This window comes from Streptomyces sp. NBC_01334, from assembly GCF_035983595.1.
GTDB classification, from domain to species: Bacteria; Actinomycetota; Actinomycetes; order Streptomycetales; family Streptomycetaceae; genus Streptomyces; species Streptomyces coriariae.
In genome coordinates, this window is the sequence record NZ_CP130718.1 from 4,894,942 (window position 1) to 4,907,944 (window position 13,003).

Sequence of the window (13,003 nt, forward strand, 5' to 3'; positions counted from 1 at the left end):
GGACGCCGGTGTCCTGTCCGGCGCGCGCCCGACACCCCTACAACTCGGGTGCGCTCACACCCGTACGAGTGAGGGCGTCGACGACGGCGTCCACCACGGCCTCGACGTCGGGCACCCAGGGCGAGGCCGAACCGGGCAGCGGCGCGCGCTCCCACCGGATGTCGCCGCGACCCGTCTCGGACGGGGGCAGGGCGATGTAGCCGCCCTCGCCGTGGAAGCGGAGGGAGCCGGGCACGAAGTCCTTGGCGTAGAGCAGCTCACCCAGCTGCTCCATCGTGTACGGCCGGACGAGGATCGACCAGCGGGTGGGCGAGGCGACGACCGGGCCGAGGCGGATGCCCTGGCGGTCGAGCGCCACGAGCGCGCGCGAGGCCGCGAGGGCGGGGAGGCTGACCGCGCAGGGGGCCGTGCCCCCGGTGGCCAGGACGATCGGTGCGGTCGGCCGGTTGGTCCACCACCAGCGCACCATGCGCGCCTCGGTGGTGGCCGCGAGCAGGCCGGGGTCGAAGGGGTGAGCACCGGGGACCGTGCACTCCGGGTCGGGACAGCCACAGCGGGAACGCCCCTGCGGGTCCGCCGTCACGCCCGGGAGGACGGGCCACTGCCATTCCGTCGCGAAGGTCAGGGCCGAGTCGATCAACTCAGGTCCTCTGTCGCTGGACTGGGACAGGAGCCTGCGTCGCTTTCCGAGGATCTCGCGCATGAGCGCTCGTTCCTTTCCGTTGCACCGCTGGCAACACCGTGGGCCACATCACATCATGTGTCGATCACTTCACTGTGCGTACCTGTTGGCGCATCACACCCTTGTACGAGACAAGGGGAACCCCTCAGGGTCGAGCGGTGGCTGCTTCCGCGGCCACTCCGTCCGACTTGCATCCATCTAATGCCTGGGCGTGGCGTGGGGTGGCGAAGTCTGGCGTTTAGCGTCGCGCGTATTTCTCTCCGCCTCCGCCACGGGAGGATGGGGCACGGTCGTCGATGACTATGACGCCCGGGCCGGTCACCAGGTTCCGGAAGGCTCCCAACGAGCTCCCAACGACACCTGGCCCCTACCGAGTACGTACCCATCACGACCGCTGTGACGCTCCGTGGAGCAAGCCCAGTCGACCGCAATCACCCGTTACCCGAGGCATTTTTAAGCCAACTTTACAATTCCGCAAGGGAGCCGGAAGAACTGTGCCCGATTCTCCCAAAGAGCCCACGGACACCAGCAAGCCCAGCAGGACAATGCTGGACATCCCCTCACGAGTGCGTGTACATGTGGAGACACCGCTAGCGGCGCAGAATGACATGGGGGTTTGCGATGCTTTTGAGCAATACGCTCCGGTCCGAGAGCCGGACGCCATGAACGCCCCTCACCCTCCGAAAGTGGCTGGAATCGATTCAACGGTTCCCTCGCCCGCACACACTGTCGCGCCCGCGCCCGCCACCCCGGGCGCCCCGACGGTCCCTGCCGCCCCCACCAGCGCATCCGGTTCCACCGGCCCGGGCGCCCTCCTGACCGACCGGCTCGCCGGCTGGGTCTCCGATCTCACCACCCTCCACGAACTCACCGAACGCCTGGCCCGCACGGACGCGCTGCCGGAGACCCTCCAGGAGATGCTGCACGCCGGAGCCGCCCTCGTGGGCGCCCGGCGCGGTCTCGTCGTCCTCGAGCCCGCCGACCGGCTCGGGCCGGACACCATGATCGGACTGGGCCTCGGCCGCGCCGATCTCGGCCATATCGAGACCGTGCCGCGCAGCGCCCTGTCCTACGGCCGCATCCTCGAGGGGCTGCCCGGCGGCGAGGGGGAGATCGCCGAGCCCGACCTGTTCGCCGAGGACGGCATGGACCCCCGCCACCGGGAGGTGGCCGCACGCCTCGGCTACGCCGCCAGCTACGCGCTGCCCCTGGAGACGGACGGCGCTCCCGGCCGCCTGGGCGCGGCCGTATGGCTCTACGACGAGCCCGCCGAGCCGAACGAGCGTCAGCGCCACCTGATCGGCCTGTACGTCCGGTACGCCGCCGAGCACCTGGCACGGCTCCTGGAGCTCGAACGCACCCGCGCGTCCATGAAGACGATGGCCGAGGAACTGCTGCCCTCCCGGCTGCCGCGCGTACCCGGCGTCCAGCTCGCCGCCCGGCATCACACCGGCCCGCGCGGTGGTGGCGACTGGTACGACGCGCTGCCGCTGCCGGACGCCGCGCTGGGCCTCGCCGTCGGGTCCGTCACCGGGTCCGGGCCGAGCGCGGTCGCCGCGATGGGCCGGCTGCGCGCCTCCTTGCGGGCGTACGCCGTGATGGAGGGCGAGGACCCGGTCGCCGTCCTGTCCGACCTGGAGCTGTTGCTGCGGCTGACCGAGCCCGCCCGGTCCGCCACCGCCCTGTTCGCCTACTGCGAACCCGCCCTGCGCAAGATCACTCTGGCCGGCGCCGGACACTGCCCGCCGCTGCTGGTCGGCGAGCGGCGCACGGAGTTCGTCGAGACCTCCGTCTCCGCCCCGCTGGGCATGCTGGCCTGCTGGGAGGCGCCGAGCGTCGAAATGGAGGCCGAGCCGGGCGAGACGGTTCTGCTCTACACGGACGGCCTGCTGCACCGCACCGGCGAGCCCGTCGACCGTGCCTTCGCCCGGCTGCACGCGGCCGCCGCGGGGGTTCCGCGACCCCTGCGGCACGACCCGGGCGCGATCGCCGACCACGTCCTGCGCACCCTCCTGCCGGACGGCGCGGCCGAGCGGGACAGCGACGAGGACGTGGTGCTGCTGGCGGCGCGCTTCGAGTAGCGCGGCGGTGACATCGGGTGACCGGCCCCGCAACAGGTCCTTCGGCCCTGGGCCCCCTTACGTACGACCGTACGATGGAGGGGGTCCAGTGCCATATCAAGGAGGATGACCGTGGCCGACGAGCTCACCCCGGCTGTGCCGGATGATGCTGCTACCGCAGCGGGCCCGGAGACTGAGTCCGAGGAGCCCATCAAGCAGCGGAAGAACGGCCTGTACCCAGGCGTCTCCGACGAGCTGGCCGAGAGCATGAAGTCCGGCTGGGCCGACACGGAACTGCGTGACCTGGAGCCGATCGCCCAGGCCGCCGAGACCGCCGCCCGCCGTGCCGCGCTCTCCGCCCGCTTCCCGGGCGAGCGCCTGGTGGTCCCCGCGGGCAACCTGAAGACCCGCTCGAACGACACGGAATACGCCTTCCGCGCCTCCGTCGAGTACGCGTACCTCACCGGCAACCAGACGGAGGACGGCGTCCTCGTACTGGAGCCCGTCGCCGACGGCCACAAGGCCACCGTCTACCTGCTGCCGCGCTCCGACCGCGAGAACGGCGAGTTCTGGCTGTCCGGCCAGGGCGAGCTGTGGGTCGGCCGCAGGCACTCGCTCACCGAGGCGGAGCGGCTGTACGGCATCCCGGCCTCCGACGTGCGCGAGCTGGCGGACAAGCTGCGCGAGGCGACCGGCCCGGTGCGGGTCGTGCGCGGTCACGACGCGGGCATCGAGGCGGCCCTGACCGACAAGGTCACCGCCGAGCGCGACGACGAACTGCGCGTCTTCCTCTCCGAGGCCCGCCTCGTCAAGGACGACTTCGAGATCGGCGAGCTCCAGAAGGCCGTCGACTCGACGGTCCGCGGCTTCGAGGACGTCGTGAAGGTCCTGGACAAGGCCGAGGCGACGAGCGAGCGCTACATCGAGGGCACGTTCTTCCTGCGCGCACGCGTGGAGGGCAACGACATCGGCTACGGCACCATCGCCGCCGCCGGCCCGCACGCCTGCACGCTGCACTGGGTGCGCAACGACGGCCCGGTCCGCTCCGGCGACCTGCTGCTGCTCGACGCGGGCGTCGAGACCCACACGTACTACACCGCGGACGTCACGCGCACGCTTCCGGTCAACGGCCACTACAGCGAGATCCAGAAGAAGATCTACGACGCCGTGTACGACGCCCAGGAGGCCGGTATCGAGGCCGTCAAGCCGGGCGGCAAGTACCGCGACTTCCACGACGCCGCGCAGCGCGTGCTGACCGAGCGGCTCGTCGAGTGGGGCCTGGTCGAGGGCCCGGTCGAGCGCGTCCTGGAGCTCGGCCTCCAGCGCCGCTGGACGCTGCACGGCACCGGTCACATGCTCGGCATGGACGTCCACGACTGCGCCGCCGCGCGCGTGGAGTCGTACGTCGACGGGACGCTGGAGCCCGGCATGGTGCTGACGGTCGAGCCCGGTCTGTACTTCCAGGCCGACGACCTGACGGTGCCCGAGGAGTACCGGGGGATCGGCGTCCGGATCGAGGACGACATCCTCGTCACGGAGGACGGCAACCGGAACCTGTCGGACGGCCTGCCGCGCCGCTCCGACGAGGTCGAGGCCTGGATGGCTTCGCTGAAGGGCTGACACATCGCTGATCGATGGCCGGGTACCGGTGGGTGCCCGGCCATTCACCTGTCCAGAGGACTTCTCTCGAGGGGGACTTCTGTCCGGGGGACTTCCGTCCAGGGGCGCTTCTGTCTAGGGGGACTGCGTGAACGACTTCTGGTCCGGTGTCGGCGTCGACCTGCACCTGGAACCGGATGCCGCCGAAGGGCGGCGGGCCGGGCTGGAACGGGCTCTGCGGGACGCCGTGCGGGAGGGGCGGCTGGCGCCCGGCAGCCGGCTGCCGGCCACCCGGCGGCTCGCGGCCGAGACCGGTATCTCGCGCAACACGGTGAAGGCCGCCTACGACCAGCTGGTCGCCGAGGGTTATCTGACGGCGCGACAGGGCTCGGGCACCCGGGTCGCGGCCCTGCCGTCCGACGCCGCCGAACCGCCGGGCGCCGCCGCACGCGCGCGTGAGCCGCGTTTCGACCTGCGGCCCGGGAGCCCGGACGTCGGGGCGTTCCCGGCCGCGGCCTGGCTGCGCGCGCTGCGCCGGGCCATCGCGACGGCGCCCTCACTGGCGTACGACTACGGCGACCCGCGCGGCCGCATCGAACTGCGCACCGCGCTCTCGGGGTATCTGGGGCGGGCGCGGGGCGTCATCGCGCCGCCCGAGCGGATCGTGATCACCTCCGGGTACGTGCAGGGTCTCGCGCTCCTCACGCGCGTGCTGGGCGGCGCCGGGATCGCGATGGAGGACCCGGGGCTGCCCTTCCACCGCGAGGTCGTACGACGCAACGGCGGGACCGTGACGCCGGTACCGGTGGACGAGCGCGGGGTGCGCGTCGGGGAACTCGGCGACGCCGGGGCCGTGGTCGTCACGCCCGCGCACCAGTACCCGACCGGTGTGACGCTGCACCCGGGGCGGCGGCGGGCACTGACGGAGTGGGCACGCGCGCGTGACGGGCTGATCGTCGAGGACGACTACGACGGGGAGTTCCGCTACGACCGGCAGCCGGTCGGCGCGCTCCAGGGGATGGCGCCGGGGCAGGTCGTCTATCTGGGCACCGCCTCCAAGACGCTCGGGCCCGCGCTGCGGCTCGGCTGGATGGTGCTGCCGCCGCACCTGGTGGACGCGGTCGCCGACGCCAAGCTGCACAGCGACCACCACACCGAGTCCATCGGGCAGCTCGCGCTGACCGAGCTGATCCACAGCCACGCCTACGACCGGCACGTACGCGCGTGCCGGCTCCGCTACCGCCGCCGCAGGGACCTGCTCCTGGAGCGGGTGGGCGCGGGCCGGGGCGTGCGCGGCATCGCGGCCGGGCTGCACGCCCTGGTGGAGGTCGGCGACGAGGCGGCGGTGCTGGCGCGGGCGGAGGCGGAGGGGCTCGCCGTGGGCCGTCTGGGCGAGCACTGGCACGCTCCCGGCCCGGGACGCCCGCAGGGGTTGGTCGTGGGGTACGGCACGCCCCGGGAGCGGCTGTATCCGGAGGCCCTGGACGTGCTGACGAAGGTCCTGGGCCGGGACTGACCGGAGCGGGACCCGAGCGGGACCGGACCATGATCGGCTCGGGTCGGGCCGGACGGACCATGACCGGACCATGATCGGACTGGGATTGGGCCATTTTCATGGCCCGTGATTGGTGCTGTCGAGCGGCCCACTGCGGCTCTAGCGTCATCGGTATGTCGAAGACTCGCCCCAGGCGGCTGCTCGCGCTCGCCCAGTTGAGCAACTCGGTGGGGGACGGCGCGTACTACACGACGTCGGCCCTGTACTTCACCCAGGTGATCGGTCTCGCCCCCGCGCGCGTGGGGCTCGGGCTCACCCTCGGGTGGGCGGTCGGCTCGGTGACCGGGGTGCCGCTGGGGCGACTGGCCGACCGGCGCGGGGCGCGCGGGACGGCGGTGATGCTGGCCCTCGCGACCGGGCTGGCGGTGGCGTCCTTCACCCTCGTGCGCGGGTTCGTGCCGTTCGTGTTCGTGGCGTGCGGGTACGCGGCCGCGCAGTCGGGGCTCGCGGCGGCCCGGCAGGCCCTGCTGGCCGGGCTGGTGCCCGCCGGGGAGCGGACGGGGCTGCTCGCGCGGCTCCAGGCGACCCTGAACGCGGGTCTGGCGGTGGGCGCCGGGCTCGGCGGGCTCGCGCTGAACGCCGGGACACGGGAGGCGTACCTCGGGGTGTTCGTGGTCGACGCGGTGAGCTTCCTGGTGTGCGCGTCGCTGCTCGCCGGGCTGCCCCGGGTGGCTCCTGGGAAGGTCCGGCCGCGCGGGAGCGGCCTGGGTGTGCTGCGGGACCGGCCGTACGCCCTGGTGGCGCTCCTGAACACCGTGCTGCTGCTGCGGATGCCGCTGCTCAGTCTGGTCCTGCCGCTGTGGATCACCGAGCGGACCGGGGCACCCGCCTGGCTGGTCTCCGCGCTGTTCGTGCTCAACACCGCCGTGGTGACGGTGTTCCAGGTGCGGGCGGCGCGTGGCGTGACGGGGTTGGCGAGCGCCACGCGCGCGGTGCGTCGGGCGGGCTGGGTGATGTGCGCCGCGTGCGCGGTGTTCGCCCTGTCCGCGGGTGCCTCGCCGTGGGTGGCGGCGGGCGTGCTGGTGCTGGGGTCGGTGCTTCAGGTGGTCGCGGAGATGGGGCAGTCCGCGGGCTCCTGGCAGCTCTCCTTCGACCTGGCGCCGGCCGACCGGGTCGGCGAGTACCAGGGGTTGTTCGGGACCGGTGTCACGGTGGCCCGCACCCTCGGTCCGCTGGTCCTGACCTGGCTGCTGGTCGAGTGGGGCACACCGGGCTGGCTGCTGCTGGGCGCGGCGATGGTCGCGGCGTCGTACGCGATGGGCCCGGCGGCCCGGAGGGCCGCGGCCGTCCGGACGACCGAGCCCTCGGCCGCGTTGGTCCCGGCGGGCTGACGGCGGCGCACACCCTCAGCACACCCCGAAGTCGCCCTGAGGCGGCCCGAAGAGCACCGTCGCCGCCATCGCCCGTCGTCGTGAACGTCGTCCGTCGCCCGGTTCAGGCCGCCCGGGTGAGTGCGGCGACCGGTAGGGAGTCCACGAAGAGCGCGCCCGCCAGGAGGCCCGCGCTGCCGCGTGGGCTCCACGCGCGCGCGTGGAGGTCGGTGTCGAGGTCGGTCAGGGCCGCGCGACCCGCCGGGGTCGCCGTCCCGCCCGCCTCCAGGATGCCGCGGGCGCCGGCCTGCACATGACGCAGCCCCAGCGGGCCCGCGGTGTGCAGGAGTTCGGTGTCCTGGAGGGTGGACATGACGGTGAGCAGGGCGTCGAGGCGCGCCTCGGGCTCGTCCGCGCCGGCCGAGCGGGCCGCGGTGAGCGCGTCCAGGGCGCGCCTGACGTGCGGGAATCCGGCGCGTGCCTCGCCTCGGGCACCGGCCGCGCCGTACTTCGCCGAGACCGTCGCGCCCCGCGAGGGCCGCCGTGGAGCGGCCCGGTCGGGGTGGGCGGCGATCCGCTTGGCGGTCGCGGCGACCTCGACGCCCCGCGCGCGGGTGTCGAGGGCGGCCGCCGCGACCAGCAGGCCGAGCGTCCACAGCGCACCCCGGTGCCCACCGCCGGCCAGGCCCACCGAGTGCTCGGTGCACCTCCCGATCGCGCCCAGCTCCGCGCGGAGCCGGGGCGTGGGTTCGCCGGTGCGGCGGGCGGCCGCGGCCATCGCCGCGAGGCCGGGTGCGAGCGCCTTGGCCGACCAGCGCAGCCCGCAGTGGTCCTTGCGGGTGACACGGGCGGCCAGGTCACGTGGGTCGGGCAGGCCCGGCTTGGGAGCCAGGGCCAGTTGCCCCGTCAGCGCGGCCACCGCGGCCTGCGCGAGCGCCTCGTCCTCACGGCTTGTCATGTCCCGACCCTATGAGGAGGCGGAGGCCGTCGGGGCGTCGCTCGGCGGGGTGCCCGTCGGAGCGTCGCTCGGGGCGCCGCTGGGGGGCGTACCACCGCCGCCTCCACCGCCCGCGCCGGTGTTCTCGGCGTCGGGGTCGACACCCAGGGTGATGGAACCCTTGTAGCCCTTGGAGGGGTCGGCCTTGTGCACGGCCTTCAGGGTCAGCAGGCCGCTGGAGGTGCCGCCGCCGTCGTAGACCATGTCGTTGTCGAGGGTGGTGTAGCTGCCGGAGTGCTTGGAGTAGGGCTCCAGCGTGAAGATCTCCTCGGCGATGTCGTCGGGGAAGAAGAGCTGGCCGGTGTAGTTGACCTTGCCGCCCTCGTAGGTGCCGTCCTCCTTCTGGCCGCCCGTGTGCACCTTGAGGTGGATGTGGCAGGTGCGCGGGGTGTACCAGCCCGGGAAGATCGTCTCGAACTTGACGACCCCGTTGGCGTTGGCGATCTGGTAGCCACGCAGGTAGGTGTCGTCGTCGGCGGTGGAGCCGTCCTCGCTCTCCGCCGGGGCCGAACCTCCGGGGTTGGCGGTCGTGTAGCCGGAGTAGTAACCCCAGGCGTCGCAGTGCCAGATCTCGACTGCGGCTCCGGAGACCGGCGTGCAGCCGTCGGTGGCGTCGACGACGGTGAGGCGCAGGGTCAGCGGCACACCGCTCTTGCCCTCGGTGATGTCCTTGCGCACCAAGGCACCATCGAGGTAGTACGGCCCTTCCGTGACGCTCGTCATCAGCGTCATACAGCTGCTGCTCGTGGACGTCGAGGTGGCGGACGCCGACGCGCTCGCCCCGTCGTCCGCGGCCGTGTCGGCGAAGGCCGACTGGTACCCGGCGACGGCGAGCCCGCCGGCCGCGACCGTGCCGCCGGTCACCGCGAGGGCGCGGCGCCGCGTCATGGTGGAGTCTTTGTGGTTTCCCGTCATGAACATGAACGTAGGAACGCCACCAGTCAGCGCCATGAGGGAACGCTGAGAGCGACCTGTGAGTGCTGAGAAAGCTGAACTCCCGCTTCGCGAGGGCTCCTACCGGGCCTGACCGGCCAAGATCGGCACCCGCTCCATCTGACGTACGGTCAGACAGCCATGAGGGGAGCGTCCTTGCGCCACTTGAGGATCTTGTCGAAACTCACCACCGCACCGCTGCGCCCCGGCTTGTTGCCGATGTGGACGTGGTCGGCGAGTTCCTGGATGAGGTAGAGGCCGCGGCCGTGCTCGGCGTAGGTGTCGCCGTGCGCGGACCGGTCGACGCGGGGGGTGCGCCCGCCGGTGAAACCCGGCCCCGAGTCTGCGACTTCGATGCGGCACTTCTCGCCGTCGAGGTAGGCGGTGACGCGGTACGCCTCCGAACAGCCGCCGCGCGCGCCCCCGCCGTGCTCGACGGCGTTGGCACAGGCCTCGCTCAGGGCGACGGAGAGGTCGTAACAGACGTCGGGATCGACGCCCGCCGTCTCCATGGTGCCGAGCAGCAGGCGGCGGGCGAGCGGAACGCTCGCGGCATCGCGCCGCAGATGGAGTGACCACCAGATGCTCATGCTCCAGCCTCCAGGCCGCGGCTCGACATACCGATACGTATTGCCCCTCAAGGCCCTGTGTAAGCGCGAATTCCACGTGATGCCGCCCATATGGGGGATGCCCGCGGCCCTGAAATCGGTGTATGTGGGACTCAGGGTCATCAGTCGCACCAGTCACAACAGAAGGTGATCTTCCGCATCGTACGGAATCTTGTGGACCTGCCGTACGGCCGCGGTGAGGCCAGTGCGATGATGACCCCGCCATGACTGCCCCCCACAGCGAGCGCTCAGGTCGCGATCTACGGCTGCTGCGGGCCGCGGTGTTCGCCGCGGTCTGCGTCGTGCTGGCCGCGGCCGGGCACACCATGGCCTCCTGCGCCACGGTTCCGCTGTGGACGCTGGGTGCGGGATTCCTGGGCGCCCTCGCGGTCGTGGTGCCGCTCGCCGGACGCGAGCGGTCGCTGCCGGGCATAGCGATGCTGCTCGCGGTCGGACAGACCGTGCTGCACACGCTGTTCGGACTCGGCCAGCACACCTCCTCCGTCACCGCTTCCGCTTCCACCACGGCGTCGGCCATGTCCGACGCCACGCTCGTCGAACGGGCGGCCCGGCTGGTGTGCGGGGCCACCGCGGCGGCGATCAGCCCCGCCCAGGCCCAGCGGATCCTCGTCGACGCGCGGCTCTACACGAGCGGCGACGGCAACACCGCCGGGGGCGGTACGGACATGAGCGGCATGAGCGGGATGGGGGCCGCGCATCATCCCGCGGACGCCCTGAGCACCGCCGGCACGTCGATGTCCCTGCTGCCGTCCCTGCCCATGCTGCTCGGCCATGTCCTCGCGGCCGTCGCCGCCGGATGGCTGCTGCGACGCGGTGACACGGCCCTGCTGCGGCTGCTCGCCCTGTCGGCCCACGGCGTCGCCGAGGGGGCGCTCGTACGCTCCCTGCGCGGGGCGCTCGCACTGGTGCGCGCCCTGCTCGCCGGGCTGCCCGCCGCGCCCGGGGCGGGACCGCGCGTCCCGCGCACCGCCCTGCTCGCGGCGGCGCCCGCACCCCGGACCGCCGCACTCCAGCACTCGGTGATCAGGCGCGGCCCGCCGGACGTATCTCTTCTCGTCCTCGCTGCCTGACACGACACGACCAGCACTCCACACCCGGGGGGGAACGGCCGCCGTCGTGCGGCACGCGCGCGTGCGCACATCCCTGCTCACGCCTCTCCCACCCGCAGATTCACTCAGAGTGGAGTGCTCGCTGTCATGAAGGCCTCTCGTATCGCCTCCCGCGTCGCCGCCGCCGCTGCCGTCGCCGGTTCCGCCGTTCTCGTCCTGTCCTCGCCCGCCTTCGCGCACGTCAGCGTCGCCGCCGAGGGCACCGCCGCCAAGGGCGGCTACGCGGTCGTCGACTTCAAGGTTCCCAACGAGCGGGACAACGCCTCGACCACCAAGCTCGAGGTCACCTTCCCGACCGACCACCCGCTGGCCTCCGCGATGCCGGAGCCGATCAACGGCTGGAAGATCGAGGTCACCAAGTCGAAGCTCGCCAAGCCCATCGAGCTGCACGGCAAGCAGATCTCCGAGGCCGTCTCCAAGATCACCTGGACCGCCACCGGCAAGGGCATCGAGGCCGGCTACTTCCAGAAGTTCCCGGTCTCCGTCGGCGCGCTCCCCGAGGACGCCGACGAACTCGTCTTCAAGGCGATCCAGACGTACTCCAACAAGGAGGTCGTGCGTTGGATCGAGGTCCAGGAGGACGGCGCTGAGGAGCCGGAGAACCCGGCCCCGGTGCTCGCCCTGGCCGCCGCCTCCGAGGATGAGCACTCCCACGGCACGACCGCCGAGGACGCCTCCGACGAGTCCTCCGACGACGCCAAGGCGGCCGCCTCGACGACCGAGGCCGCCTCCGACTCCGACAGCAGTGACACGACCGCCCGGGTCCTCGGCGTGGTCGGCATCGTCGTCGGCGCCGCCGGTGTGGCGTACGGCGTGCTCGCCGGCCGCCGTCGGACCACGACCGAGGCCTGAGCCGCACCCCCCGCGTCGGGCGGCCGCCGCCGCCCGACGCCTGCTCCTCGACGGCGCGCACCGGGCCGTACGCCCTGTCGTACATCCCGCCCCGCACCCCCGGTGCGCGTCGGAGTTCACACATCTGGGACATTTTTCTATGCGCAAGAAGACGTTCGCCGTGGCCGCGCTGCTCGCCGCCGCCACCCTCACTCTCTCCGCCTGCGGCAGCGGCGACAGCGGCAGCAGCCCCGTCGCCGTCGTCTCCGAGGACGGCAAGCAGCAGGCCGCGACCGTGCTCGACCAGCCCTTCCCCAAGCCCGACCTGGTCCTCACCGACACCCAGGGCAAGAGCTACGACCTCCGCAAGGAGACCGCGGGCCACCCGACGTTGATCTACTTCGGCTACACCAACTGCCCGGACGTCTGCCCGCTGACGATGAGCAACATCGCCGTCGCCAAGAAGCAGCTGACCCAGGCCGAGCAGGACGAGCTGCGCGTCGTGTTCGTCACCACCGACCCGGACCGCGACACCCCGGCCGCGCTCGGCAAGTGGCTCAAGGGCATCGACCCGCAGGTCGTCGGCCTGACCGGGAAGTTCGCGACGATCCAGGCCGCCGCCCGCACCCTCGGCATCTCCGTCGAGGCACCGCACAAGGACAAGAACGGCAAGATCGTCTCCACCCACGGCACCCAGGTCGTCGCCTTCTCCCCGAAGACCGACGGGGGATACCTCCTGTACGGCGAGGACGCCGACGTCGACGACTACACCAAGGACCTCCCCAAGATCCTCAAGGGCGCGAACCCGTGAGGCGTGTGATGCCCGCCGGGCCCGTGCGGCTGCTCGCCGTACCCACCGCCGTGATCACCGGGGCGGTGCTGCTGCTCACCGGGTGCGGGTCGGACTCCGACGGGCGGGCCGAACTGTCCGTACGGGCCGCCTACATCCCGCAGCCCGTCTCCGACACCATGGCCGCCGGTTTCCTGACCATCGTCAACAAGGGCGGTACGAAGGACGAGCTGACCTCCGTCACGAGCACCGCGGCGGGCAGCGTCACCCTCCACGAGACCGTCGGGTCGTCGATGGAGGAGGTCAGGTCCCTGGACGTGCCCGCGCACGGTCAACTCGTGTTCAAGAGCGGCGGAAACCACCTGATGTTCGAGAAGCTCAAGAGCAAGCCGGTGCAGGGCGGGACGGTGACCGTCGAGCTGCACTTCGCCGCGTCCGACCCCGTCGAGGTCGAGATGCCGGTGAAGTCCGCCACGTACAACCCGAAGACCGGCCACTGAGGGAGGGA

General features: G+C 72.2%; 12 protein-coding genes. 8 read left to right on the top strand and 4 right to left on the bottom strand.

The window, feature by feature from the left end; all coding sequences use genetic code 11:
• Window positions 1–37 precede the first annotated feature (37 nt).
• Window positions 38–703, bottom strand: coding sequence for a bifunctional DNA primase/polymerase (locus OG736_RS21950; protein ID WP_327183958.1), 666 nt, complete (start codon window positions 701–703; stop codon window positions 38–40).
• Window positions 704–1,227: 524 nt separating this feature from the next.
• On the opposite strand from OG736_RS21950, the gene OG736_RS21955 reads away from it, so the two are divergent.
• The 4 genes from OG736_RS21955 (at window position 1,228) to OG736_RS21970 (ending at window position 7,227) form a co-directional block, all read left to right on the top strand.
• Complete coding sequence (locus tag OG736_RS21955; RefSeq protein ID WP_327187678.1) at window positions 1,228–2,763, top strand: PP2C family protein-serine/threonine phosphatase; 1,536 nt, start codon at window positions 1,228–1,230, stop codon at window positions 2,761–2,763.
• Between the two features lie 105 nt (window positions 2,764–2,868).
• The gene (locus OG736_RS21960) at window positions 2,869–4,362 is read left to right on the top strand and encodes an aminopeptidase P family protein (protein WP_327183959.1); all 1,494 of its coding nucleotides are present in this window, start codon (window positions 2,869–2,871) and stop codon (window positions 4,360–4,362) included.
• A gap of 127 nt (window positions 4,363–4,489) precedes the next feature.
• Entirely contained in the window at window positions 4,490–5,857 is a 1,368-nt protein-coding gene (gene pdxR, locus OG736_RS21965; RefSeq protein WP_327183960.1) for a MocR-like pyridoxine biosynthesis transcription factor PdxR, read from the top strand.
• Window positions 5,858–6,009: 152 nt separating this feature from the next.
• Window positions 6,010–7,227 carry an MFS transporter gene (locus OG736_RS21970; protein ID WP_327183961.1) on the top strand — a complete coding sequence of 406 codons (1,218 nt, stop codon included), beginning with the start codon at window positions 6,010–6,012 and terminating at the stop codon, window positions 7,225–7,227.
• Window positions 7,228–7,330: 103 nt separating this feature from the next.
• Here OG736_RS21970 and OG736_RS21975 read toward each other — a convergent pair whose 3' ends face one another.
• The 3 genes from OG736_RS21975 to OG736_RS21985 form a co-directional block, all read right to left on the bottom strand.
• On the bottom strand, window positions 7,331–8,164 hold the full coding sequence (locus OG736_RS21975; protein ID WP_327183962.1) for a triphosphoribosyl-dephospho-CoA synthase: 834 nt from the start codon (window positions 8,162–8,164) through the stop codon (window positions 7,331–7,333).
• A 9-nt stretch (window positions 8,165–8,173) separates the two neighbouring features.
• On the bottom strand, window positions 8,174–9,118 hold the full coding sequence (locus tag OG736_RS21980) for an intradiol ring-cleavage dioxygenase (protein ID WP_442817062.1): 945 nt from the start codon (window positions 9,116–9,118) through the stop codon (window positions 8,174–8,176).
• A gap of 149 nt (window positions 9,119–9,267) precedes the next feature.
• Complete coding sequence (locus OG736_RS21985) at window positions 9,268–9,726, bottom strand: ATP-binding protein (RefSeq protein ID WP_327183964.1); 459 nt, start codon at window positions 9,724–9,726, stop codon at window positions 9,268–9,270.
• Between the two features lie 242 nt (window positions 9,727–9,968).
• Here OG736_RS21985 and OG736_RS21990 point away from each other — a divergent pair, with 242 nt between their 5' ends.
• The 4 genes from OG736_RS21990 (at window position 9,969) to OG736_RS22005 (ending at window position 12,995) form a co-directional block, all read left to right on the top strand.
• The gene (locus tag OG736_RS21990; RefSeq protein WP_327183965.1) at window positions 9,969–10,835 is read left to right on the top strand and encodes a hypothetical protein; all 867 of its coding nucleotides are present in this window, start codon (window positions 9,969–9,971) and stop codon (window positions 10,833–10,835) included.
• A gap of 126 nt (window positions 10,836–10,961) precedes the next feature.
• Complete coding sequence (locus tag OG736_RS21995) at window positions 10,962–11,726, top strand: YcnI family copper-binding membrane protein (protein ID WP_327183966.1); 765 nt, start codon at window positions 10,962–10,964, stop codon at window positions 11,724–11,726.
• A gap of 139 nt (window positions 11,727–11,865) precedes the next feature.
• Window positions 11,866–12,516, top strand: coding sequence for an SCO family protein (locus tag OG736_RS22000; RefSeq protein WP_327183967.1), 651 nt, complete (start codon window positions 11,866–11,868; stop codon window positions 12,514–12,516).
• A gap of 8 nt (window positions 12,517–12,524) precedes the next feature.
• Window positions 12,525–12,995 (top strand): copper chaperone PCu(A)C, encoded by a 471-nt coding sequence (locus OG736_RS22005; protein ID WP_327183968.1) that lies wholly within the window; start codon window positions 12,525–12,527, stop codon window positions 12,993–12,995.
• Window positions 12,996–13,003: the final 8 nt, after the last annotated feature.